The following is a 24,171-nucleotide window of genomic DNA, read 5'->3' as shown; positions in this document are numbered from 1 at the left end:
TTCATCCTTCCGTCCCGCGGCGGTTCCGCAGGAACCGCGCGATCGAGTTGATCACGGTAGTGGTGTCGGTCAACACCTGAACATCGAGGAAGCGCAGCACGGCGTAACCGTCGAGTTGCAGCCGCACGTCGCGGGCCCGGTCGGCGGCGAACGTGGCGGCCTGCCGGTGGTCGTCGCCGTCGATCTCCACCACGCACCGCTCCCGCTCCCACACCAGGTCGAGCCGGATCGGCACGGCCAGCGGATGCGGCTGGTACGTCTGGTTCCACGCCCGCCCGTACGCCCACGACTGCCGGGAAAGGGCCGCCTCCAGCGCCTGCTCGCCGGGACTGCCGGGATGCGGCCGCCCGACCGGCGCCGGGTACGACACCCGCGGCGGCTCGGGGACGACGGGGAGGACGGGGACGGTGAGAGCGGGAAGAAGCGGCTTGACCGTCTCCAGCCGATCGACGGCCTCCAGCGGCGCGCCCGCCAGCCACACCCCCAGCGCCCCCCGGTGCGCCAGCCACTCGCACGCGGCGACCAGTACCTCCTGCCCGGCGGCGGTGAGCCCCTCGGGGACGCGGACCAGCAGGGCGGTGCGGCTCCTGCCGAAGCTGTCGGCCAGCGCCCTGGCCAGCCCGGCCGCCCGCACCTCGGGCCGTAACCGGCTGGGCCCGCCCGCCAGCGCTCGCTCGGCCAGCTCGGCCAGGAACGGTCCATAATGCTCACTCGCGGCGGCCCTGCGCAGCGCCAGAGCACGGACGGCGGGCAGGTGCGCGCCGCCCGGCCCCTCGATGCCCTCGGCCCCCGGCAACCAGGCGGGGAACAGCGCGACGGCCGCCGCGTCCAGCTCGTCGAGGACGGCGGCGACCAGCCCGGAGACGGAGGTCACCGGGCCTGGCCGGTAGGTGAGGACGGCGGGGGCGTCCGGTGGCAGCGGGTCGACGCTCACGGCGATCGCCTCGGCGTCGGCGTCGAGCCGGACCACCCGGCCGACCGGCAGCTCTGACCACGACCGCACAGGACACCACTCCATCGAGCATTCAGGGGGCAGCAGCGACCGTATCGGGCCGCCGGCCCGGCTGTCAGCCCCTGGGTGTCAGCGGAAGCCGCGGGCCGCGCGGTCGGAGCGGAAGGCGTCCAGGCGGGCGAAGTCCAGCTCGTGGACCGAGACGGGCGCGTCGGGCGGGCCGGTGAAGAACCCTGTGTGCGTCTTCGGGCAGGGGTTGGCCAGGCCGGTCACGCCCGCGCACGGGTGCCCGTGGTACGTGGTCTCGTGGTGCCAGTCGCTGACCGCCACGTACGTCATGAACTCGTACGCCCGCGCCACGCTCATGTGCTGCCACAGCTCCCTGGCGGGGGCGGGGCCGTCCCAGCGGGTGACGGAGAAGGCGGGCACCAGCACGGCGTCGAGGCCGTCGCGCCCGGCCAGGCTGGCGGAGTACCACAGGTCGGCGCAGAGCAGCACGTGCAGCCGTCGGCCGGCCAGCTCGAAGCCGGCGCTCGGACGGCCGGGCCGGATGCCGGAGCGCAGCTCCAGCCCGTACGGGTGCACCTTGTCGTACTCCAGCAGCAGCGTGCCGCCCGCGTCGAAGACCGCGCCCCGGTTGACCGGCCCGTCGTAGTGCGAGCCGCCGACGACCGCCATGCCCGAGCCGGTGGCGAGATCGCGCACCCTGGCCAGGTAGTCGGCGCGGGGCAGGCTGGAGCCGGCCAGCTCGGGCAGCAGCAGCACGTCGGCGCAGGGACCGGAGGAGCCGATCAGGGTCTCGACGGCGTCGAAGTTGGCGTGACCGTCGGGGGACCAGTGCGGGGGCTGGGCTAAAAGGATCTTCACGTGACTACTGTGGCTCGTGCACGCGCAGCGTGGCCATCTCCTCGGCCTGCACCGGCTTGTTGCAGCTCGCGCAGACCGTGACGGGCTCCAGCACCTTGCCGCAGGTGTGGGCCCAGACGGTGGGCGGCGGGCCGTCGGTGACGTAGCGGTCGCCCCACGACATCAGCGTCAGCAGCACCTCGTGCAGCGCCCGGCCCGACTCGGTGAGCACGTACTCGTGGCGCGGCGGGCGCGACTCGTACGGCCGGCGTTCGAGCAGGCCGGCCTCCTCCAGCTTGCGCAGCCTGGCGGTCAGGATGTCGCGGCTGGCGCCGGTGTTGCGGGCGATCTGGTCGAAGCGGCGCACGCCCAGGAAGATCTCCCGCAGCGCCAGCAGGCTCCACCGCTCGCCGACGATTTCGAGCGCGTTGGCGATCGAGCATTGTCTGGGCATGACCACCCCTCCCACCTGTAAGTCTGAAATTCCAACTTACCTGCTGCCGGGGATCGCGGCGAGCAACTCCTGGGTGTAGCCGTCGGACGGGTGGCCGAAGATCTCGCCGGCCGTGCCGCTCTCCACGACGCGCCCGGCCCGCATGACGTGCACCCGGTGCGAGATCATCCGCACCACGGCCAGGTCGTGGCTGATGAACAGGTAGCTGAGTCCCAGCTCCCGCTGCAGCTCGGCGAGCAGCTCCAGGATCTGCGCCTGCACCAGCACGTCCAGCGCCGAGACGGCCTCGTCCAGCACGACCAGCTCGGGCGACAGGGCCAGGGCGCGGGCGATGGCCACCCGCTGGCGCTGGCCGCCGGACAGCTCGTGCGGCAGCCGCCCGGCCATGGAGGCCGGCAGCGACACCTTCTCCAGCAGCTCGGCGGCCGTCTTCCTCCGCTCGGCCGGGGTGCCGACGCGGTGCACGCGCAGCGGCTCGGTGATCGACTTCTCGACCGTGTAGCGGGGGTCGAGCGAGGCGTACGGGTTCTGGAAGACCGGCTGCACCCGCCTGCGGAAGGCGAACAGCTCACGCCGCCCGAGCCCGGCGAGGTCCGTGCCGTCGAAGCGGATGCTTCCCGCGGTGGGCTCGTCCAGGCCGAGCAGCAGGTTCGCGGTCGTGGACTTGCCGGAGCCCGACTCGCCCACGATCGAGACCGTCTGCCCGCGCGGGATCGTGAACGACACCTCGTCCACGGCGGTGAAGTCGGGGTCGCCGTCCCTGCCGGGGAACACCTTGCGCAGCCCGTCCACCACGACCAGGTCGGCCGTGTCGCGGGGCGGCTCCGGCACCCGTACGGACGACAGGCTCGGCACGGCGCCGAGCAGCCGCCGGGTGTACTCGTGCCCGGGATCCCCCAGGATGCCCGCGGCGGGCCCGGTCTCCACGATCTCGCCGTGGTACATCACGGCGACCACGTCGGCCCGCTCCGCGGCGAGCGCCAGGTCGTGCGTGATGAGGAAGACGGCGGTGCCCATCTCGGCGGTGAGCTGTTCGAGCTGGTCGAGGATGCGCCGCTGCACGGTCACGTCGAGCGCGGAGGTCGGCTCGTCGGCGATGAGCAGCTTGGGCCGGCAGGCCAGCCCCATGGCGATCAGCGCCCGCTGCCGCATGCCGCCGGAGAACTCGTGCGGGTACTGCCTGGCCCGCCGCCGCGCGTCCTGGATGCCCACCATGTCCAGCAGCTCGGCCACCCGCTCGCGGGCCGCCTTGCCGGTGGCCACGCCGTGCACCTCCAGGGCCTCGGCGATCTGGTCGCCGATGCGCATGAGCGGGTTCAGGTTCGACATCGGGTCCTGCGGCACCAGGCCGATGCCGGCGCCGCGGATCGCGGTCATCTCCCGCGCCGACGCCCTGACCAGGTCCCGGCCGTCGAACACGACCCGCCCGCTCGTGATGCGGCCGTTGTCGGGCAGCAGCCGGTTGACCGCCGCCGCCGTGGTGGACTTGCCCGAGCCCGACTCGCCCACGACGGCGACGGTCTGGCCGGGCAGGATGCTCATGGAGACGTTCTTGACGACGGTGACGTCCTGCTTGCGGGTGCGGAAGGCGACGGAGAGGTCGTCGATCTCCAGAAGCGGGGTCGTCATGCGGTCCTCGATCGCTGTTCGACGGCCTGCAGCAGGCCGGCCCAGAGGGCGTCCGTGGGGGTGGGGGTGCCCTCGACGAGCAGGCGGTTGCTCGCCAGGGCCAGCACGATGTCGCGGCCGGGCACGAAGCCGACCGCGCAGCCGACGTAGCCGGGATGCCCGAGCACGGTGACGGTCTCGCCGGGCAGGTCGAGCGCGTACCTGCGGAAGCCCAGCGCCTGCTCGGGGTCGGGGCCGGGGGAGAGGAACTCGCGGACGACCTCCGGCCGCCACAGGTGGTCGTGCTCCTCGTACCTGGCCAGGGCGGCGCCGTACTTCAGCAGGTCGGGCACCGTCGAGAACAGGCCCGCGTGGCCCGCCACGCCGCCGAAGGCGTGGTGGGCGTTGCCGTCGGCCACCTCGCCCAGCACCGGCCCGGTACGCCAGCCGGCGAAGTCGCCGCTGCGATACGGCACCGGGTACGGCCGGCCGGTGTCCAGCATGGTCATCTCGGCCCGGTCGTCCAGCGCGCTCATGGCGACCTCGGAGCCGGCCGGGCGGGCGTACGTGGTGGAGGTCAGGCCGAGCGGCCTGGTGACCAGCTCGGCCAGCGCCCGGTCCAGGCGCAGCCCCGTGACGGCGGCGACGATCCGGCCGAGCAGGATGAAGCCCAGGTCGGAGTAGTGGCGGGCGCGGCCGGGACGGTAGCGCGGCGGCGGCAGCCGGTGCTGGACGTAGAGCGGCCACCACTCCCACAGGCCGCCCCGGTGCAGCAGCAGGTCGCGCACGGTGATGGCCTCGTACGAGTGCGGCAGGTACGCGCTGAGCGGCGCGTCCAGGTCCACCAGCCGGTCGGAGACCAGCCGGATGAGCATCGCCGTCGTCGCCATGACCTTGGTCACCGAGGCCAGGTCGTGGTAGGTCTCCAGGGTCATCCTGGCCACCCCCTCGAGCCCGGCGTCGGTCGCGCGCACCGTGCGGTGCCCGGTGACCTCGGTGAGCTCGAACCACGGCGTACGCGCCGCCATGATCAGGCCAGGCGGCGGCTGCGCGGTGACGGTCATCGGGTGAGCACCAGCGAGCGCGGCGCCGCCGCGAGCGGCGCGGGCAGCACCAGCGGGCCCGCGCCCGGGGTGAGCGTGCCGAGGACGCGGGCGGCGCTCGCGCCCGTGCCGCCGGGGACGGTGCCCGGCAGGCCGTGCGCGGTCAGCCAGCCGATCAGCGCGAACGCGATGGCCTCCTTGTCGTCGGCGGGCGCGCCGTACGCGTCGGACGGCGCCACCCGCACACCGGGCAGCGCGGCGCGCAGCCCGTCCATGATCACGGGGTTGCGGGCGCCGCCGCCGGAGACGACCAGCGCGCCCACGCCCGCCGCGCGCACGTCCTGGGCGACGGTCCGCACGGTCAGCTCCGTCAGCGTGGCCACCAGGTCGGCGTCGCCGACCGGCGCGGCGGTCCGCGCCAGCGCCTGCTCGACGTAGCCGGGGTGGAACAGCTCCTTGCCGGTGCTCTTGGGCGGGCCGAGCCGGTAGTACGGCTCGTCCAGCAGCACCGCCAGCAGGCCCTCGTGCACCTGGCCTGAGGCGGCGATGCGGCCGTCCTCGTCGAAGCCGCGCGGGTGCAGGCCCCTGCCGGTCACCACGGCGTCGATCATGGCGTTGGCGGGGCCGATGTCGTAGGCGTACAGGTCGTCGCCGCGTACCACGGTCATGTTGGAGATGCCGCCGAGGTTGAGCGCCGCCGCGCCGCCCTCGTGCGCGCCGAGCAGCAGGCCGTCCAGCACCGACACCAGCGGGGCGCCGTGCCCGCCGGCGGTGATGTCCCTGATGCGCACGTCCGACAGCACCGGTGCGCCGGTGCGCTCGGCGATCCAGGCGGGCTGGCCGATCTGCAGGGTGCCGCGCGCGTGCGCGCCCTCCACCCAGTGGTAGACGGTCTGCCCGTGCGAGACGATCAGGTCCACGGGCCCGCCCGCGGCGACGGCCGCCGCGGCGGCGTCGGCGAAACGCTGCCCGATGAGCGTGTCCAGCTCGCACACCTCGGCCAGCGTGGTCGGCGCCGGCGGCAGCGCCGCGATCAGCCGCGCCCGCAGCTCCTCCGGATACGGCGTGCTCGCGGTGTACCCGACCCTGCCTTCGAGCACGCCCCCGGTGAGCTCGAAGTCCGCTGCGAAATCCACGATGGCGGCGTCGATCCCGTCGTGCGAGGTGCCGGAGATCATCCCGAGAACCCTCATGCCGTCTCCCCCAGAGCGACCCGCAGCCGCCCGCCGGCCGCGGCCAGCCGGGCCGCGGCGTCCTGCGGTGACAGGTCGAAGCGCGAGGCCACGACCGCCTGTTTGACGTTGAACCCGTTGGTCTCCAGGGCGGCCAGTGCCTCGTCGCGGCCGGCCCCGGTGATCGTCGCGACCATGCGCACGGCCCGCTCGCGCAGCTTGCCGTTGCTGGCCTTCACATCGACCATGAGGTTGCCGTACGTCTTGCCGAGCCGCACCATCACGATCGTCGAGAACATGTTGAGCACGAGCTTCTGCGCGGTGCCCGCCTTGAGCCGGGTGGAGCCGCTGATCACCTCGGGCCCGACGAGCACCTCGATGCCGTGCTCGGCCGCCGCGCTCAGCGGGGTGCCCGCGTTGCACGACAGCCCCACGGTCAGCGCGCCCAGCTCGCGGGCCCGCCGCACGGCGGCCAGCACGTACGGCGTCCGCCCGCTGGAGGCGATGCCCACCACGGTGTCCAGCGGCCCGATGCCCGCGGACTCGACGGCGGCGGCGCCGGCCGCCTCGTCGTCCTCGGCGCCCTCGCACGGCGAGACGATCGCGCTCTCACCGCCCGCGATGATCGCGAACACCTGGCCGGGCGGCGTGGAGAAGGTCGGCGGGCACTCGGAGGCGTCCAGCACGCCAAGCCTGCCGGGAGTGCCCGCGCCCACGTAGACCAGCCGCCCGCCGGTCTCCATGCGGGCCGCGGCGGCCTCGATGGCGGGGGTGATGCTGGGCAGCGCCGTCCGCACCGCGGCGGGCACGCCCGCGTCGGCCGCGTTCATGGTCGCCGCCAGCTCGCCCACGCTCATGGTGTCGATGCCGGCGAAGCGCGGGTCGGCCGACTCGGTCGTCAGTTCGGAGAGATTCACCGCTTTCCTCAGGTTCCTCGGTGTCCGCGGTTTCTGGGGTCGAGAGTGTCGCGCAGGCCGTCGCCGAGCAGGTTCAGCCCGACGACGAGCAGCACGACGACCGCGCCGGGCGCGATCAGCGTCCACGGGGCGATGAACACCAGGCTGCGCGCCTCGAAGATCATCGAACCCAGTGACGGTGCGGGGGGAGGGGTGCCGAGGCCCAGGAAGCTCAGCGACGCCTCGGTCAGCACCGCCCACGACAGCGACAGCGCGACCTGGACGACGATGATCGAGGTGATGTTCGGCAGCACGTGGCGCAGCATGATCTGCCAGCGGCTCTGGCCGGTCGAGACGGCCGCCCTGACGTACTCGATCTCCCTGAGCGAGAGCACGGGCCCCCTGGTGACCCTGATGAAGATCGGCACGTAGACGATGGCGATGGCCACGGCGATGGTGAACCAGTTGCGGTTCAGCACCGAGGCCAGCGACAGCGCGAGCAGCAGCGGCGGGAACGCGAACAGCACGTTCGTCACACCGCCGATCGCGCCGTCGGCGAAGCCCCGGTAGAAGCCCGACACCAGCCCGCCCAGCGTGCCCACCACGGTCGCGAACGCCACCGCGACCACCGCGATCAGCGCCGAGTTGCCCACCCCCGCGGCCACCCGGGAGAACACGTCGCGCCCGAACTGGTCGGTGCCGAAGAGATGCTCGCCCGACGGCCCCAGGAAGCGCGACGGCGGATGCTGCGCGATCGGGTCGTAGGGCAGCATCCCCAGGTACGACAGCACGGCCACGACCGCCAGCACCGCCAGGATCACGATGCCCGCGAGGGCGGCGGGACTCCGCCTCATGACGCCCTCACCCGCGGGTCGATCACCCGGTAGAGCAGGTCGGTCAGCAGGTTGACCAGCACGAACGCCAGCGCGATCACCAGGACGGTGCTCTGCACGACCGCGTACTCCTTCTGCTGGATGCCGAGCAGCACCTGCCGTCCGATGCCCGGCACCGAGAAGATCTGCTCCACCACGACCGCGCCGCCCAGCAGGTAGCCGAACTGCAGCCCGGTCATGGTCACGATCGGCACGAGCGCGTTGCCCAGCACGTGCCTGATCTGCAGCCGCCGCTCGGGCACGCCCTTGGCGCGGGCGGTGCGCACGAAGTCGTCCGAGCGCACCTCCAGCACCGCCGTACGCGTGGTGCGCAGGATCGGCGCCGCGATGCCGAAGCCGAGCACGAGCGCCGGCAGGAACATCTGCTGCAGGTTGAGCAGCGGGTTCTCGAAGAGAGGGGCGAAGCCCTGCCCGTTGGGGTTGAACCCGAACGACGCGGCGAAGACCGACAGCAGCGTGGTGGCCAGCAGGAACGCCGGGATCGACAGGCCCGCCAGGCTCACCACCTGGCCGGCGGCGTCGCGCACCGAGTTCGTCCGCGAGGCCGCCAGCATGCCCAGCGGCACCCCGATCAGCAGCGCCAGCACGATCGAGAACACGGCCAGCTCGAACGTCACCGGCAGCGCGTTCATGGTCAGCTCCAGCACGCTCTGCTGGGAGCGGGCCGAGTAGCCGAAGTTGCCGGTGAACATGTTGCCGAGCCACGAGAAGAACTGCGTGACCAGCGGCTGGTCCAGGCCGTAGTACTGCTCGAGGGCCTGCCGCTGGGCCGGGGTGAGCGCGGCGGCCTCCGTGCCCAGCCCGGCCGTGATCTGGTCGCCGGGCAGCGCCCGCAGCATCACGAAGACGACCACGGCCACCCCGAACAGGATCCCGATCGTCTCCGCGACGCGGCGCAGCGCCCGGTTGCGTACGAACTTCATGTCAGCCGACGGACGTCGTCCGCAGGTACTGCAGGGAGCCGCTGGCCATCGGCACGAAGCCCTGCACGTTCTGGGTGGTCGCGGTGTAGGTGTAGCCGGCGAACAGCCAGATCCAGGCGGCGTTGTCCTCCAGCTCGGCGGCCACCTTGTCGTAGATCGCCTTGCGGGCGGCCTGGTCGTCGGTGGCCTTGCCCTCCGCGAACAGCTTGTCCAGCGCGGGCGAGCTGTAGCCGGCGACCTTGTTGAGGTTGCCGTCGCTGGTGAAGTAGCGGCCGTAGGAGCCGTCGGGGTCGGGCCTGCCGCCGTTCAGCGCCACGGCCGCGTCGAAGTCGGCGGCGACCCAGCGGTCCACGAACGCGCCGGACTCCAGCACCTCCAGGTCCAGGTTGATCTTGGCCTCGGCGAGCTGGGCCTTGAGGTTCTGGGCCTCGTTGACGGAGGTGGCGTACTCGCCCTGGGAGACGATCGCCTTGACCGTCACGCCGCCCGGCTTGCCGGCCTTGGCGAGGTAGTCGGCGGCCTTGGCCAGGTCGCGGGTGGGGCAGGGGCGCTTGTTCGGGTCGGACTTGAACGCGGGCGCGGTCATCGGCCCGGTCACCTCGCCCTCGCCGAGCGCGGCCGTGTCGAGCACCTGCTTGCGGTCGATCGCGCACTGCATGGCCAGGCGCACGTTGACGTCCTTGAGCTCGCCGCGCTGCGCGTTGAGCTGCAGGACGTGGTAGTTGAGCTGCGGCGTCTTGGCCACGCTGATCGTGCCGCCGCCCTCGGCGGTCTGCGCGACGAGCGGGTCGTTGAAGACCGCGAGCTGGACGTTGCCCGACTGCATGGCCGAGACGATGGACGACTCGTCGGGGATGACCCGGAACTCGACCGAGCCCGCCTTCGCCTTCTCCGCGCCCCAGTACTTGTCGTTCCTGGTCAGCGTGAGCGACTGGCTGGGCACCCGCTTGCCGAGGGTGAACGGGCCGGTGCCGTTGGGCGTGGTGGTCAGCTTCTCCTCGGTGTCGTCGGAGGAGAGCATGGCCATGTTGACGGTGGCCAGGTTGGCCGGCAGCGCGGCGTCGGGGCCGCTCAGCTCCAGCACCACGGTGTTCTTGTCGGGCGCCTTCACCGACTTCACCGACGACAGGGAGGCGCGGGCGACCGCGGCCGTCTTCTCGTCCATGATCTTGTCGAGGGACGCCTTGACGTCCTCGGAGTCGAACGCGCTGCCGTCGGCGAACGTCACGCCCTGGCGCAGCTTGAGCGTCAGCTCCTTGCCGTCCTTGCCGGTCTCCCAGGATTCGGCCAGGCCGGGGACCACGTTGAGGTCCTTGTCGAACTCGGTCAGCGTGCCGTACAGGTTCTGCAGCACGTTGACGGCGGTGAACTGGGTGGCCTTCCAGGGGAAGAGCGTGTCAGGGTCGGAGGTGACGCCGACGACGAGGGAGCCGCCGCCCTGGGCGGTGGCGCCCGGATCGGAGGCGGGGGCTCCGCCGGAGGACGAGCAGGCGGTCAGTGCGACGGACAGCGCAGCGGCGACGCCGACCGCGGAGAAGGCGCCACGGGGCATGTGCTCTCCTTGGGGCAGTAGGTCATAAAATTACACAGACCCTACCACCTGGGTATTTATTTTCCTTCGACGGGGATGAGTGATGACGGGCGAGGACGCGGAGACCCTGCTGATCCGGATCCGCGCGGCCATGCCCGCGCTGCGTCCCTCCGAGCGGCGCATCGCCGAGGAGTTCACCGAAGAGCCCGCCGCCGCGGCCAACCTGTCGATCGCCGAGCTGGCCGCCCGCTGCCAGACCTCCACGACCTCCGTCGTCCGCTTCTACCGCCGCATGGGCTACAGCCACTACCGCGACTTCAGGATCGACCTCACCCGGGCCGTCGCCAGGGAGGAGCTGGCCACGGCCAGCCTGCCCGAGGTCTCCGGCGACATCGACAGGAACGACAGCCTGGCCGGCATCGTCTCCAAGGTCGCCATGAACGAGACCCTCTCCATCGCCGACACCGCACGCTACCTCGACATGGACGCCCTCGGCCGGGCGGTCGAGCTGCTGCTCGGGGCCCGCAGGATCGACACCTTCGGCGTCGGCGCGAGCGCGCTCGTGGGGCTCGACCTGCAGCAGAAGCTGTCGCGCATCGGGCGTACCGCGATCAACTGGCACGACTCCCACTCCGCGTGGACCTCCGCCGCCACGCTCGGTCCCGGCTGCGTGGCGGTGGCCGTCTCCCACACCGGCGCCACCGTGGACACCGTCGAGTTCCTCGCCATCGCCCGCAAGCCGGGCGCCGCCACGATCGCGATCACCAACTTCGGCGACTCGCCGCTGGCCCGCGCGGCCGACGTGACGCTCACGACGGCCGCACGGGAGACCAGGTTCCGCTCCGGCGCGCTGGGCAGCCGCATCGCCCAGCTCATGGTCGTGGACTGCCTGTTCACCGGGGTCGCGCAGGCCTCCTACGACGCGTCGATGGAGGCGCTGCGCAACACGTACGCGGTGGTGCACGACCGGCGCGTCACCCGCGAGTGAGCCACTACTGCTGGACGGTCTCGCAGTCCACGCCAACCCGGTCGCGCGCCCCCGGGTCGATCAGCGCGACGTCCTGGCCGTCGCCGCAGAACGACAGGTGGTCGCCGGTGGTGTCGCGCAGGTCGATCAGGTCCGCGCCGCCGGCCGCCGACAGGTCGTCCCTGCCGTTGCCGCCGACCAGCTTGTTCGCCAGGCCGTCGCCGGTGAACCGGTCGCCGAACGAGCTGCCGGTCAGGTTCTCGGCCTGCACGTTGTCCTGGTCGGCCGGGCGGGAGCCGTCGGCCGGGCGCCCGTCGTCGTACGCCTGGTCCAGGCTCACCGTCACGCCGGTGTTGCCGCCAGGGCCGCTGGCGAGCACGCCGGAGTAGTCGGCGGTGTCCTCCCCGGCGCCGCCCACGTACAGGATCCGGCTGGTCGCCGCGCCCACCGTGCCCTTCGACTGGCTCGGGCGGAACACGTCGTCGCCCGCGTCGCCCTCGACCGTGCCCTGCAGCGGGACCAGCGAGATGAACCGGTCGGCGCCGGCGCCGAGCCGGGCGGCGATCCTGGTGATGCCGACCGAGCAGCGCGCGGTCGTGAGGTCGCCGGGCGCGTTGACGCAGCCGGCGCCGGGGACGATGCGCACAGAGTCGCTGATCCGCAGCGCGTTCGTGCCGGACTCCAGGGTGATCATGACGTTGTTGGCGTCGGTGGAGCCGAGGTAGTCGAGCTGGAGCAGGCCGCCGGCCACGCGGACGGACGCGGACGAGGTGCCGGCCGCGGCAGCGGAGGCGGCGGTGGCGTGGCCGGCCGCGGGCAGCGCGGCGAGCGCCCCGGCGGCCAGACCGCCGAGTAACGACAGGCGCAGGGCTCGTCGTGCGAGCTTGTGCATGACTCCTCCTCAAGGAGTGGTTCAACTGCTGACGGGTTCATAGTGAGCCGGAGTCATGTTCCGCTCCGCGCACAAGTGCACGGATGAGCTGTCATCTCGGCGACACGTTCACAGCCCCGATTCACCTGCGGTTCACGGGCGGCCCCTACCTTGTGGGGCCATGAACTGGAGGTATCGGGCCAACGCCACGCTCGAAGGGCTGACGGGATACACGCTCACGCGCCGGCCGCGCAGGCAGCCGCAGAAACCGCCGCCCAAGACGCCGCCGAAGCCGCCGCTGGAGCTGCAGCGCCTGCCCGGCGACCAGGTGCGGGCCCCGGAGGACCCGGCGCACGACCGGCTGCTGCGCGCGCCGGTCTTCCTGCTGTCGTCCGTACGCTCGGGCTCCACGCTGCTGCGCGTCATGCTGAACAGCCACTCCCACGTGCACGCGCCCATCGAGACCCACTTCAGGCGGGTGAGCGTGGGCCTCGGCACCGACCCCGTACGCCAGGCCATGGAACTGCTCGGCCACACCCACAGCGACATCGAGCACCTCGTCTGGGACCGGCTGCTCCACCGCGAGCTGACCCGCAGCGGCAAGCCGGTGCTGGCCGAGAAGACGCCGAGCAACGTCTTCGCCTGGCGGCGCATCGCCACCTGCTGGCCGGACGCCCGCTTCGTCTTCCTGCTGCGCCACCCCATGTCGATCGTGCAGTCCTGGCACGAGGCCGACCCCGGCAAGCGGCCCATGGAGGAGGCCGTGCCGCGCACGCTCAGCTACATGACCTACCTCCAGGAGGCCCGCACCCACCTGGAGGGCCTCACCCTGCGCTACGAGGACCTGGTCGCGGGCCCCGAGGCCGAGCTGCGCCGCCTGTGCGCGTTCCTCGGCCTGGAGTACGAGCCCGCCATGCTCGACTACGGCCGCCAGGACCACGGCGGCTTCGTCAAGGGCATCGGCGACTGGCGCGACAAGATCCGCGCGGGCACCGTCGTCGAGGGCCGCCCGCTGCCGGAGCCGGAGGAGATCCCCGAGGAGCTGCACGGCATCTGCCGGACATGGGGATACCTTTCGTGATGGTGTGACAGAGTTCGCCGGTCATTCGCCCACCATTCGCCATGGCCTCCGATATGTTGCCCTTCGTGATCAACGGGCCTTCGCGCCGTGCCTTATTCGCCGGTACCTTCGCCGGCCTCGCCCTGCCCGCGGCCACCTCCGCGGGCGCACCGGCGAGCGCCGAATCGTCCATCAGCCGCGGCACCCTGCCCGAGCGGCCGAACATCCTGCTCATCCTGGCCGACGACCTGGGATGGGGAGAGATCGGCAGCAACGGGCAGCGTTCCATCCGCACCCCCAACCTCGACAAGCTCGCCGCCGAGGGGGTGAAGTTCGCGACCGCGTACTCGGGGGCGCCGCTGTGCGCGCCGTCCCGCTGCGCCCTGCTCACCGGCCTGCACGCCGGGCATGGCACCGTACGCGAGAACCCGGAGGGCGGGCCGCAGCACGCGCTGACCGACGCCGACCTCACCTTCGCCGAGCTGCTGCGGCTGGCGGGCTACCGGACGGCGTGCATCGGCAAGTGGGGGTTCGGCCCCGAGGACCCCGGCCACGTCTCGCACCCGAACGCCCGCGGCTTCGACGAGTTCTACGGCTACATCGGCCACAAGCACGCCCACCAGTACTTCCCCACGTACCTGTGGCACAACGGCAAGAAGGTGCAGCTCAGCGGCAAGTCGTACGCGCCGCACCTGTTCCGCGAGCGCGCCGTCGAGTTCATCAACGACGACAGCGACAAGCCGTTCCTGCTGTACTTCGCCACCAACCTCCCGCACGCCCCCAGCGCCGTCCCCGGCGACGCCGGCCCCTACGAGAGCCGCCCGTGGAGCGGTCCGAACCGGCGGCACGCCGCCCAGGTGGCCCGCCTCGACACCGACGTGGCCGCGCTCATCAGGGCGCTGCGCGACGCGGGCGTGGCCGAGCGCACGCTGGTGCTGTTCACCAGCGACAACGGCCCGCACCACGAGAAGGGCGTGACGCCCGAGCTGTTCAACTCCAACGGCCCCTTCCGCGGCGACAAGCGCGACGTGTACGAGGGCGGCATCCGCGTCCCCATGATCGCCTGGTCGCCCGGCCTGCGGCACCGCGTGGTCAGGCAGCCGGTCGCGTTCTGGGACGTGCTGCCCACTCTCGCCGACCTGGCCGAGGTGCCGGTACCCGCCCGCATCGACGGCCTGTCCTTCCGCGGCCTGCTCACCGGCGGCAGCGCGCCCAAGCACGACCACCTGGTGTGGAACCGCCCGCGCAAGGCCCAGGCCATCCGCAGGGGCCGGTGGAAGGCGGTCAGGTTCAACCCGCACATCGCGGGGGCGGGCCCGCAGGGCAGGATCGAGCTGTACGACCTCGGCACCGACCCGTACGAACGCCGCGACCTGGCCGAGACCCACCCCGACCTGGCCAGGCAGCTGCTGGCCAGGCTCGACCGGTCGATCGGCCCCGACCCGCGCCTGCCGTACGGGCTGCGCACGGAGATGACGGGGGACCAGGTCGTGGTGACCCTGCACAACGGCTCCGCCGAGCCCTGGAGGGATGTGCGGCTCAGCCTCGACGGCGAGCGGGGCGCGCGGGCGCGCAAGGTGGCCTCGGTGGCCCCCGGCATGGCGATCTCGGTGGGCTTCCCCGTGCCGTCCGGCCGGTTCACCGCGCGCGCCGACTTCAGGGCCGCCGGCAGGAAGCAGGTCTTCCGGCACGCCCACAGGGCGCTCACGCCCGGCTGACCACCCTCACCTGGACGGCAGCCCACTCTAGTCACGAAGAGTTATGACACAACTACAGAAAGTTGACATTCTGGTGACCAGGACATTCCTGCGAAGAGAGGCCCGCATGAACCTGGTCACCAGAGCCGAATGGAACGCCAAGAAGCCGAGCAGCCCCTACACCCGCCTGCGCTCCACCAAGGGCGTGAAGATCCACTACACCGGCGGCAAGGTGCCCGCCGACCTCGCCGACGCCGGCAACCACGACCGCTGCGCCGACCTCGTCCGCGACATCCAGCGCATGCACATGGCGGGCGGGCGCGGCGAACGCTACATCGACCTCGGCTACAACATGGTCTGCTGCCCCCACCGGCAGGTCTTCGTCGGGCGCGGCCCGCACCACCTGCCGGCCGCCAACGGCGCCGGCCTCAACTCGGGCCACTACGCGGTGCTCGCGCTGCTCGGCAGCTCGGGCCTGACCGAGCCCAACGACGACCTGCTGCACGCCCTGGTCGACGCCATCGAGTACCTGCGCGAGCACGGCGACGCCGGCCGCGAGGTCAAGGGACACCGCGACGGTTACGACACCTCCTGCCCCGGCGACCCGCTCTACCGCTGGGTCGAAGCCGGGGCGGAGCGTCCCTGACCTCAGACCAGCCGGCCCACGTGGGCCAGCGCCTGCTTGAGCAGCACACCCTGACCGTTGGCCATCTCCTGCTGCACCACCGGCGAGGCCGCCTCCTCCGGGGTGAACCACACCAGGTCGAGCGCGTCCTGACGGGGCCGGCAGTCACCGGCCACCGGCACGATGTAGGCCAGCGAGACGGCGTGCTGGCGCGGGTCGTGGTAAGGGGTGACGCCGGGCGTCGGGAAGTACTCGGCCACCGTGAACGGCTGCGGCGAGGCCGGGATGCGGGGAAGGGCCACAGGGCCGAGGTCCTTCTCCAGGTGACGCATCAGGGCGTCGCGGATCCGCTCGTGGTGCAGCACCCGGCCGGAGACCAGTGCCCGGCTGACCGTGCCGTCCGACGAGATGCGCAGCAGCAGCCCGACATGGGTCACCACGCCGGTGTCATCGACGCGCACCGGCACGGCGTCGATGTAGAGGATCGGCATCCGGCCCCGCACCGACTCCAGGTCCTCGGGTGCGAGCCAGGCGGGCGTCGTTTCGGTCTTTTCGGTCATCTGCTGATCGTAAGGCCAGCGGGCTCAGCGCCGTACCCTGGCCTTGCCCCACGGGATGCCCCACGGGATGCCCCACGGGACGCCCTCCGGCGGCGTACGGCCCGCCAGCCACGACGCCGTGCAGACGACGACCACGATGCCGAAGAACGGCAGATATTCCGCGACTTTCCGCTTCATGTGAGATCACGCTCCGCTCTCGCCTTGGCCAGCCGCCTGCGCTGCGGCTGGACGGTGTAACGGGGGTCGCGCGCCGACTCCATCCCCGCCTGGAAGATCCCGAACCGGGTGCACGCCGACCCGGCCAGCAGCGCCACGCCCGCCGCCATCGCGGCGACCCTGCTGCGCCGGCCCACGGTGGCCCCCGCGACCGCCCCCGCCACCGACAGCGCCTCGCCCAGCCGCAGCAGCCTGCTGCGCTTGAGCGGCTCGGCCAGCGGCCCCAGCCTGCGCTCCATGCGCAGCGCGGCCACGCACTCCACCGCCGCGCCCAGCACCGCCGCCCGCCGCGCCGGCCCCGCCTCGTCCAGCGGCGCGGCGAACATGCCGAGCCCGCCCGCCGAGGCCGCCGCCGACCCGGCGAACAGGAACGGCATCTCCCGGTAGCCCTCGTGCCAGGCCGGCACCGCCGTGTCGCAGATCAGCGCCGCCGTGTACGTCGCCACCGCCGGACCCACCAGCCCCGCCCCCACGGTCGCCGCCCGGCCCACGCCCGGCGCCACCCCCGTGAGGCTCGCCGCCGCCGCGAGCCCGGCCTGCGGCCCGTACGCGCTCAGGAGCCACGTGCCGACGCTCATCGGCGAGGTCACCTTGAACACCCGCAGCATGTTGACGAACCGCTCGGGCCTGCCCAGGTCGTGGATGAGCGCGTACAGCGAGCCGCCCAGCGCGCACACCGCCCCCACCTTGCCCACTCTGGCCAGGCGCGGCCTGCCGGTCAGGTCGGCCGCGGCGGCCAGCGTGGACGACGCGCCCGCCAGGCCGCCGAGGAACAGGTAGCCGGCGATGTCCGGCGCCTGCCAGGTCGGCTCGTTCAGCACCGGCCGCCCGTAGTAGGAGTCGAACTCCGCCTTCGGCACCAGCAGCCGCTCGCGCCGGCGGCCCGCCGAGCCCGGCGTCGCCTCGCGCTCGCCGCGCAGCTCCGCCGAGCCGTCCATCCGCACGTCGGTCTGGCTCATCCGCGCCGCCCCCTCCATGTCCCCGTCCATGCCCCCCGCCATGCCCCCGCCCATGTCACCGCCATGCCCCCCGCCATGTCACCGCCATGTCACCGCCATGTCACCGCCGCGATGCCGGCGACCAGGCCCAGCGCCGCCACGGCCGCGTGCCGCCACATCGACGGCAGGTCCCTGGTCGTCACCACCGGGTCCGGCGGCAGGCCGTACACCTCGGGCTCGTCCAGCAGCAGGAAGAACGCGCCCGTGCCGCCCACGCCGTCGTCCGGGTCGTGGCCGTACAGGCGGGCCGACGTCGTGCCCGCCTCCCGCAGCTGCGCGAGCCGCCGATCGGCGCGCTCGCGCAGCTCGTCGAGGTCGCCGAACTGGATCGAGTCGGTGGGGCACGTCTTCGCGCAGGCCGGCTCCTCACCGGCGCCCAGCCGGTCGTAGCACATCGTGCACTTGGCCGCCGTGCCGCTCGTCTCGCGCTTGCCGATCACCCCGAACGGGCACGCCGGCACGCAGTAGCCGCAGCCGTTGCAGACGTCCTCCTGCACCACCACCGTGCCGAACTCGGTGCGGAACAACGACCCCGTCGGGCACACGTCGAGGCAGGCCGCGTGCGTGCAGTGCTTGCACACGTCGGAGGACATCAGCCAGCGGAAGTCCATGTCGCCGACACCGGGCTCCTGGTGGCCGAGCGGCCTGCGCTGCTCCACGAACGCCACGTGCCGCCAGGTGTCGGCGCTCAGCCCCACCGTGTTGTCGTAGGACATGCCGGTGAACTCCATGCCGTCGTCCGGCACGGCGTTCCACTCCTTGCAGGCCACCTCGCACGCCTTGCAGCCGATGCAGATGCTGGTGTCGGTGAAGAAGCCGACCCTGCGCCCGTCGAGCTGCTCCCTCAGGTCGAAGGCCACGGCTCACACCTCCGTTCCTGTGCGCTCGTCGATGCCGGCCCGCCGCTGGTACGCCTTCACCAGCTCGGGCAGCGCCGGACCCCGGGGCCGGCGGCCCGGCCTGATGTCCGCCGACAGCGCCTTGACCTCCTGGATGTGCGAGTTGGGGTCGAGCGAGATCGACGACAGCTCGTTGGCCGCGTCGCCCGTGACCACCCCGTTGGGCCCGAAGTGGAACGGCAGCCCGATCTGGTGCAGCACCCGCCCGTTCAGGTGCAGCGACGGGATGCGGTCGGTGACCAGCACCCGCGCCTCGATGGCGTTGCGCGCCGTGATGATCGTCGCCCAGTCGCCGTGCACCAGCCCCCGCTCGGCCGCCAGCGCCGGCGACACCTCGCAGAACATCGCCGGCTGCAGCTCCGACAGGTACGGCGTGAACCGGCTCATCCCGCCCGCCGTGAAGTGCTCGGTCAGCCGGTACGTCGTCACCACGTACGGGTAGACCGACGCCCCCGGCTCCTCCCCGCTCGGCTGGTAGCGGTTGTGCTCGTGCGGATAGACCTTGCGCACCGGGCTGCGCTGCCGGCCGTACAGCGGGTTGTCCACCGGCGAGTCCTGCGGCTCGTAGTGGGTGGGCAGCGGCCCGTCCACCACCCCGGTCGGCGCGAACAGCCAGCCCTTGCCGTCGGCCTGCATGATGAACGGGTCGATGCCCGACAGCGCCTCCACGCCCTGCGCGCCCGGCGGCGGCCGGTAGCCGGGGCTCTTGCCGGCCTCGAAGTCCGGCACGTCGTGGCCGGTCCAGCGCTGCGCCTCCGCGTCCCACCACACCAGCCGCTTGCGCTCGCTCCACGGGCTGCCGTCCGGCCGCGCCGAGGCCCGGTTGTAGAGGATGCGGCGGTTGGCCGGCCAGGCCCACGCCCACTCGGCGGAGATCCAGTCCTGCTCCGACGCCGGCTTGCGGCGGGCCGCCTGGTTGACGCCGTCGGCGTAGACGCCGCAGTAGATCCAGCAGCCGCACGCGGTGGAGCCGTCGTCCTTGAGCGCGTGGTAGCCGGGCAGCGGGTCGCCCTGGGCGTCCCAGCCGTTGATCTCGGCCAGCACCGCCTCGGCCGACGGCTCGGCCGTCTCGCCCTCCACCGGGTAGTCCCAGGTGAGGTCGAGGACGGGCTGGTCCATCGGGTCCTGCGAGCCGGCCAGCTTGCGGCGGATGATGCGGCCGAGGTGGTACATGAACCACAGGTCGCTGCGGGCGTCGCCGTGCGGCTCGACCGCCTGGTGGTGCCACTGCAGCAGCCGGTTGGTGTTGGTGAAGCTGCCGCTCTTCTCCGTGTGGCTGGCCGCCGGCAGGAAGAACACCTCCGTACGGATGTCCTCCGTCTTCAGCTCGCCCGTCTCGATCTCCGGGCCGTCCTTCCACCAGGTGGCGCTCTCGATCAGGCTGAAGTCGCGCACCACCAGCCAGTCGAGGTTGGCCATGCCGAGCCGCTGCATCTTGGAGTTGGCCGACCCCACCGCCGGGTTCTCGCCCAGCAGGATGTAGCCCTTGCAGGCGCCCTCGAGCTGCGCCAGCACCGTGTCGTACGTGCTGTGCGAGCCGGTCAGCCGGGGCAGCCAGCCGAAGCGGTAGTCGTTGTCCGGCTGCGCCGACTCGCCCCACCACGCCTTGAGCAGGCTGATGAGGTAGGAGGGCATGTTGGCCCAGAAGCCCTTGTGCGGCGCGTCGGCCAGCAGGAAGTCGTGCAGCCGCTCGTTCTCGTGGGCGTGCGGCATCGGGATGTAGCCGGGCAGCAGGTTGAACAGCGTCGGCACGTCGCTGGAGCCCTGGATGCTGGCGTGCCCGCGCAGCGCCTGGATGCCGCCGCCCGGCCGGCCGATGTTGCCGAGCAGCAGCTGCAGGATGCTCGCCGCCCTGATGAACTGCGAGCCGTCGCTGTGCTGCGTCCAGCCCACCGCGTAGACGAACTCCGCCGTCTTGTCGGGCCCCGAGTTCTCCGTCAGGTGCCGGCAGACCTCCTCGAACAGGTGGCGCGGCACCCCGCACACCCGCTCCACCATCTCCGGCGTGTAGCGGGCGAAGTGGCGGCGCAGCACCTGCAGCACGCAGCGCGGGTGCCGCAGCGTCTCGTCGCGCTGCGGCGAGCCGTCCAGCGGCATCCCGGTGGAGCCCTGCACCTCGGGCCGGCCCGGCGGGGTGCGGCCCTCGCGCCGCTCGAAGTCCGAGTCACGGTCGCCCGAAGCGGCGACCGTGGACATGCCCTCGTACTGCCAGGAGTCGGTGTCGTAGGTGCGGCTCTCCTCGCCGAAGCCGGAGAACAGGCCGTCGAGGTCCTCGGCGTCGCGGAAGTCCTCGCGCAGGATGGTCGCGGCGTTGGTGTAGTTGACCACGTACTCGTGGAAGTACAGCTCGTTCTCCAGGACGTGGTTGATGATCGCGCCGAGGAAGGCCACGTCGGAGCCGGCCCTGATGGGCACGTGCACGTCGGCGACGGCGCTCGTCCTGGTGAAGCGGGGATCGACGTGGATGACGACCGCGCCGCGCGCCTTGGCCTCCATCACCCACTGGAAGCCCACGGGATGGCACTCCGCGAAGTTCGAGCCCTGGATGACCACGCAGTCGGAGTGCTGCAGGTCCTGCATGAACGTGGTGGCGCCGCCGCGCCCGAACGACGTGCCGAGCCCCACCACGGTCGAGCTGTGGCAGACGCGGGCCTGGTTCTCGATCTGCACCACGCCGAGCGCCGTCAGCAGCTTCTTGATGAGGTAGTTCTCCTCGTTGTCCAGCGTCGCGCCGCCCAGGCTGGCGATGCCCATGGTCCGCGCGGTGCGCCGTCCGCCGTGCTCCTGCTCCCAGGTCTCGCGGCGGGTCGCGATGATCCGGTCGGCGATCATCTCCATCGCCGTGCCGAGGTCGATCTCCTGCCAGCCGGCCCCGCCCGGCGGCCGGTAGAGCGCCTTGTGCATGCGGCCTTCGCCGGTGGTGAGCTGGAGGCTGGCCGCGCCCTTCGGGCACAGCCGGCCCAGGCTGATGGGGGAGTCGGGGTCGCCCTCGATCTGGATGACCTTCTCGTCCCGTACGTACACGTTCTGGCCGCAGCCCACCGCGCAGTACGGGCAGACCGACTTCACCACCCGGTCGGCCGTCGTCGTACGGGCCCGCAGCGCCTCCGTCCTGGCCGACTTGGCCGCCGGCCCCCGTGCCGTGCGGTCCGCCCCCGTGAGCTGCCGCAGCAGCGGCCACGCGAGATCCATGGCATCCCCCCGATGTCCCCGGCCCGAGTCCTGCCCTGGACAGGCCGGGGGAAAACCGGCAGGTCAGAACAGCCGGGCGGCCGCCTCGTCCCAGGCGCGCAGGTCGCCGGACGGCTCGTAGCGGCGCAGCGGCTGCGTCCCGGCGACCAGCGCGCGCATCTCGCCGAGATCGGAGACGAGCCCGGCCGCGCGCGCCTGCACCAGCACGTTGCCGAACGTGGTCGCCTCGGCGGGCCCCGCCACCACGGGCAGCCCGCACGCGTCGGCGGTGAACCGGCACAGCAGCTCGTTCCGCGACCCGCCGCCCACGAGGTGCACCACCTCGACGTCGCGCCCGGACAGCTCCATGGCCTGCCGCACGGCCGTCCTGTGCCCGATCGCCAGGCTCTCCAGCACGCACCGCACGTAGCCGGCGGGGGAGGAGGGCGGCCGCTGGCCGGTGCGGCGGCACTCGGCGGCGATCCTGGCCGGCATGTCGCCCGGCGGCAGGAAGACCGGCTCGTCCGGGTTGACCACGGCCGCGAACGGCGGCTCCTGAGCCGCGGCGGCCAGCAGCTCGCCCAGATCGGAGCCGGGCCAGGCGCGCAGGCACTCCTGCAGCAGCCACAGGCCCATGACGTTGCGCAGGTAGCGGACGGTGCCGTCGATGCCGGCCTCGTTGGTGAAGTTCGCCGCCCGGCTCTCGGGGGTCAGCACCGGGCCGGGCAGCTCGACGCCGGCCAGCGACCAGGTGCCGCAGGAGACGTACGCGAAGGTGGGGCCGGCGGCGGGCACGGCGGCGACGGCGGAGGCGGTGTCGTGCGAGCCGACCGCCCTGACCGGCGCCGACCAGCCGATCTCGGCGGCCACGTCACGCCGCAGCCCGCCCACCGCGTCGCCGGGGTCGCGCAGCGGCGGCAGGATGCCCGCGGGCAGTCCGAGCTGCTTGACCAGCGGTAACGCCCACGACCTCGTGCGGACGTCGAGCAGCCCCGTGGTGGAGGCGTTGGTCACCTCGGCGCCGCTCTCGCCGGTCAGCCAGTAGCCGATCAGGTCGGGGATCAGCAGCATCGTGGCGGCGTCGTCGAGCCGGTCGGCCAGCAGCTGGTAGAGGGTGTTGAACGGCAGCACCTGCAGGCCGTTCACGTCGTACAGGGCCTCGGCGCCGACCGCCCGCGCCACCTGCTCGGGCACGCCGCTCGTGCGGTCGTCGCGGTAGTGCACCGGGTTGCCCAGCATGTTGCCCGACGCGTCGAGCAGCGCGTAGTCGACGGCCCACGAGTCGACCCCGATGGAGGAGACGGGCCCCGCCGCGCGCAGCCCGGTCAAGATCTCCCGGTAGAGGCCGAGCACGTCCCAGTAGAGGCGGTCCGCCACGCGTACGGGGCCGTTGGGGAAGCGATGGGCCTCCGTGAGCGTCAGCCCGCCGGACAGGTCGGCGAGCATCACCCGCCCGCTGGAGGCCCCCAGGTCGACGGCGGCGAAACGGCGGCTCGTCCTGCTCATTGCGTGGACTCCCTGGCGATGAGCTCAGGCTGGAACATGATGTGCTGGTGCGCGTGCGTGTCGGGGTTGTCGCACTCGTCCAGCAGCAGCTCGGTGGCGATGCGCCCGAGCTGGTACGTCGGCTGCCGCATCGAGGTGAGCGACACCGTCGAGGCGGCGGCGAAGTCGATGTCGTCGTAGCCCATGAGCACGATGTCCTCGGGCACCCGCACCCCCGAGCGCAGCAGCGCGCGCAGCACGCCGAGCGCCAGCAGGTCGTTGGCGCAGAAGATCGCCTCCGGCAGCCCGGCGGCGACCAGCTCGCCGGCCGCCTTCTCGCCGGCCTTGGCGGTCATCGTGGCCGCCTCGACCACCCGCAGCGCGGCGGGGTCGAGCCCGGCGCCGGTCATGGCCATCTTGGCGCCCTCACGGCGCTCCACGCACTGGCGGATGGTCAGCGGCCCCGTCACGTACGCGAGGCTGCGCGCGCCCTTGCCGAGCAGGTGGGCCACGGCCGCGCGGCCGCCCGCGACATCGTCCACGGCCACCGCGCACTGGTCGGGCCGGTGGGCGGGATGGTCGACCAGCACCACGCTGATGCCGTGCTCGCGCAGCCGGTCGAGCCTGGCGGGGTCCTCGCCCGAGGGGGTGATGAGCACGCCGCGCACCCGGTGCTCGGCCAGCACGCGCAGGTTGCGGTCCTCCTTGTCGGTGGAGCCCGCCGAGTTGCCGAGGATCACCGCGTAGCCGAGCTCGCTGGCGACGTCCTCGACGCCGGCGGCGACCTCGGTGAAGAACGGGTTGCCGATGTCGATCACGCTCAGGCCGATCGTCCTGCTGTGCCCCGCGCGCAGCGTGGAGGCCGAGCCGTGCCGGACGAACCCCAGCTCGGTGATGGCGGCCTCCACTCGCTCCCGGGTGGCGGGCGCGACTTTGCCCGGCCGGTTCAGTACGTTGGAGACCGTGCCCGGGGAGACGCCGGCGAGTGCGGCGACGTCCTTGATGCTGACCATGGCCATGAAGAGCAATTAAAACGTACAAACGGGCGCTTGGCCAGTCGCGCCGCCGCTAGGAGCGCGGATCTCCGCTGCGAACCGCCGGCGATTGAGCGGTGGGACTAAAAACGTTCAACCGAAATCGCCCCGCGAGGCGGCGCATCGCGCCCGCGCGCGTGGACACCACCGCCCGACGAGCCCCGCCACCCCGCCTGAGCAGCGCCGATCGTCGCAAGACGCTTGACGGGACTTGTGCCTCACGCTGTGGGAACGTTTTAATCCCCAGGTACACCACCCATCGAAAGGCAG

22 protein-coding genes are annotated in these 24,171 nt (G+C 72.4%); 4 read left to right on the top strand and 18 right to left on the bottom strand.

Going from position 1 to position 24,171, the window contains the following annotated elements; genetic code table 11:
* Window position 1: 1 nt before the first annotated feature.
* From AB0K18_RS46870 to AB0K18_RS46825, 10 genes are all read right to left on the bottom strand, one after another.
* Window positions 2-1,003 (bottom strand): DUF559 domain-containing protein, encoded by a 1,002-nt coding sequence (locus AB0K18_RS46870; protein ID WP_364928603.1) that lies wholly within the window; start codon window positions 1,001-1,003, stop codon window positions 2-4.
* A gap of 78 nt (window positions 1,004-1,081) precedes the next feature.
* Window positions 1,082-1,819 (bottom strand): carbon-nitrogen hydrolase family protein, encoded by a 738-nt coding sequence (locus AB0K18_RS46865; RefSeq protein ID WP_364928600.1) that lies wholly within the window; start codon window positions 1,817-1,819, stop codon window positions 1,082-1,084.
* 4 nt (window positions 1,820-1,823) lie between these two features.
* Complete coding sequence (locus AB0K18_RS46860; protein ID WP_364928597.1) at window positions 1,824-2,252, bottom strand: helix-turn-helix domain-containing protein; 429 nt, start codon at window positions 2,250-2,252, stop codon at window positions 1,824-1,826.
* 36 nt (window positions 2,253-2,288) lie between these two features.
* Window positions 2,289-3,881, bottom strand: coding sequence for an ABC transporter ATP-binding protein (locus AB0K18_RS46855; protein WP_364928594.1), 1,593 nt, complete (start codon window positions 3,879-3,881; stop codon window positions 2,289-2,291).
* On the bottom strand, window positions 3,878-4,924 hold the full coding sequence (locus AB0K18_RS46850; RefSeq protein WP_364928592.1) for a serine hydrolase domain-containing protein: 1,047 nt from the start codon (window positions 4,922-4,924) through the stop codon (window positions 3,878-3,880). Before AB0K18_RS46850 ends, AB0K18_RS46855 begins: the two co-directional genes overlap by 4 nt.
* Window positions 4,921-6,096, bottom strand: coding sequence for an anhydro-N-acetylmuramic acid kinase (locus tag AB0K18_RS46845; RefSeq protein WP_364928589.1), 1,176 nt, complete (start codon window positions 6,094-6,096; stop codon window positions 4,921-4,923). The genes AB0K18_RS46850 and AB0K18_RS46845 overlap by 4 nt, the downstream gene beginning before the upstream one ends.
* On the bottom strand, window positions 6,093-6,992 hold the full coding sequence (murQ, locus tag AB0K18_RS46840) for an N-acetylmuramic acid 6-phosphate etherase (protein WP_364928586.1): 900 nt from the start codon (window positions 6,990-6,992) through the stop codon (window positions 6,093-6,095). Before murQ ends, AB0K18_RS46845 begins: the two co-directional genes overlap by 4 nt.
* Window positions 6,993-7,000: 8 nt before the next feature.
* Entirely contained in the window at window positions 7,001-7,825 is an 825-nt protein-coding gene (locus AB0K18_RS46835; RefSeq protein ID WP_355429204.1) for an ABC transporter permease, read from the bottom strand.
* A complete protein-coding gene (locus AB0K18_RS46830; protein WP_364928583.1) occupies window positions 7,822-8,787 on the bottom strand; it encodes an ABC transporter permease in 966 nt (321 codons plus the stop codon). Before AB0K18_RS46830 ends, AB0K18_RS46835 begins: the two co-directional genes overlap by 4 nt.
* A 1-nt stretch (window position 8,788) precedes the next feature.
* Entirely contained in the window at window positions 8,789-10,339 is a 1,551-nt protein-coding gene (locus tag AB0K18_RS46825; protein ID WP_364928580.1) for an ABC transporter substrate-binding protein, read from the bottom strand.
* 82 nt (window positions 10,340-10,421) lie between these two features.
* Here AB0K18_RS46825 and AB0K18_RS46820 point away from each other — a divergent pair, with 82 nt between their 5' ends.
* Window positions 10,422-11,306, top strand: coding sequence for a MurR/RpiR family transcriptional regulator (locus AB0K18_RS46820; RefSeq protein ID WP_364928577.1), 885 nt, complete (start codon window positions 10,422-10,424; stop codon window positions 11,304-11,306).
* 4 nt (window positions 11,307-11,310) lie between these two features.
* On the opposite strand, the gene AB0K18_RS46815 is transcribed toward AB0K18_RS46820, so the two are convergent.
* A complete protein-coding gene (locus AB0K18_RS46815) occupies window positions 11,311-12,177 on the bottom strand; it encodes a hypothetical protein (RefSeq protein ID WP_364928574.1) in 867 nt (288 codons plus the stop codon).
* Window positions 12,178-12,337: 160 nt separating this feature from the next.
* On the opposite strand from AB0K18_RS46815, the gene AB0K18_RS46810 reads away from it, so the two are divergent.
* The 3 genes from AB0K18_RS46810 to AB0K18_RS46800 all read left to right on the top strand — a co-directional run bounded on the left by AB0K18_RS46810 (window position 12,338) and on the right by AB0K18_RS46800 (window position 15,559).
* Window positions 12,338-13,237, top strand: coding sequence for a sulfotransferase (locus AB0K18_RS46810; RefSeq protein ID WP_364928571.1), 900 nt, complete (start codon window positions 12,338-12,340; stop codon window positions 13,235-13,237).
* Between the two features lie 65 nt (window positions 13,238-13,302).
* Window positions 13,303-14,934: an arylsulfatase gene (locus AB0K18_RS46805; RefSeq protein ID WP_364928568.1), complete on the top strand. Its 1,632-nt coding sequence runs from the start codon at window positions 13,303-13,305 to the stop codon at window positions 14,932-14,934.
* A 106-nt stretch (window positions 14,935-15,040) separates the two neighbouring features.
* The gene (locus AB0K18_RS46800; protein ID WP_364555805.1) at window positions 15,041-15,559 is read left to right on the top strand and encodes a peptidoglycan recognition family protein; all 519 of its coding nucleotides are present in this window, start codon (window positions 15,041-15,043) and stop codon (window positions 15,557-15,559) included.
* 2 nt (window positions 15,560-15,561) lie between these two features.
* Here the strand turns inward: AB0K18_RS46800 and AB0K18_RS46795 are convergent, their stop codons facing one another.
* The 7 genes from AB0K18_RS46795 to AB0K18_RS46765 all read right to left on the bottom strand — a co-directional run bounded on the left by AB0K18_RS46795 (window position 15,562) and on the right by AB0K18_RS46765 (window position 23,886).
* Window positions 15,562-16,098 (bottom strand): NUDIX hydrolase family protein, encoded by a 537-nt coding sequence (locus AB0K18_RS46795; RefSeq protein WP_355429228.1) that lies wholly within the window; start codon window positions 16,096-16,098, stop codon window positions 15,562-15,564.
* 24 nt (window positions 16,099-16,122) lie between these two features.
* A complete protein-coding gene (locus tag AB0K18_RS46790; RefSeq protein ID WP_364928565.1) occupies window positions 16,123-16,275 on the bottom strand; it encodes a hypothetical protein in 153 nt (50 codons plus the stop codon).
* Entirely contained in the window at window positions 16,272-17,252 is a 981-nt protein-coding gene (nrfD, locus tag AB0K18_RS46785) for an NrfD/PsrC family molybdoenzyme membrane anchor subunit (RefSeq protein WP_364928655.1), read from the bottom strand. Before nrfD ends, AB0K18_RS46790 begins: the two co-directional genes overlap by 4 nt.
* Window positions 17,253-17,362: 110 nt before the next feature.
* A complete protein-coding gene (locus AB0K18_RS46780) occupies window positions 17,363-18,172 on the bottom strand; it encodes a 4Fe-4S dicluster domain-containing protein (protein WP_364928563.1) in 810 nt (269 codons plus the stop codon).
* A gap of 3 nt (window positions 18,173-18,175) precedes the next feature.
* Complete coding sequence (gene fdh / locus AB0K18_RS46775) at window positions 18,176-21,403, bottom strand: formate dehydrogenase (protein WP_364928560.1); 3,228 nt, start codon at window positions 21,401-21,403, stop codon at window positions 18,176-18,178.
* Window positions 21,404-21,466: 63 nt separating this feature from the next.
* A complete protein-coding gene (locus AB0K18_RS46770; RefSeq protein ID WP_364928557.1) occupies window positions 21,467-22,888 on the bottom strand; it encodes a rhamnulokinase family protein in 1,422 nt (473 codons plus the stop codon).
* Window positions 22,885-23,886 carry a substrate-binding domain-containing protein gene (locus AB0K18_RS46765; RefSeq protein WP_364928554.1) on the bottom strand — a complete coding sequence of 334 codons (1,002 nt, stop codon included), beginning with the start codon at window positions 23,884-23,886 and terminating at the stop codon, window positions 22,885-22,887. Before AB0K18_RS46765 ends, AB0K18_RS46770 begins: the two co-directional genes overlap by 4 nt.
* Window positions 23,887-24,171 lie beyond the last annotated feature (285 nt).

The organism is Nonomuraea sp. NPDC049421 (assembly GCF_040677005.1).
Taxonomy (GTDB): Bacteria; Actinomycetota; Actinomycetes; order Streptosporangiales; family Streptosporangiaceae; genus Nonomuraea; species Nonomuraea salmonea.
Note: the sequence above shows the minus strand (reverse complement) of the source record. Positions and strands in the feature narration are given on the sequence as shown.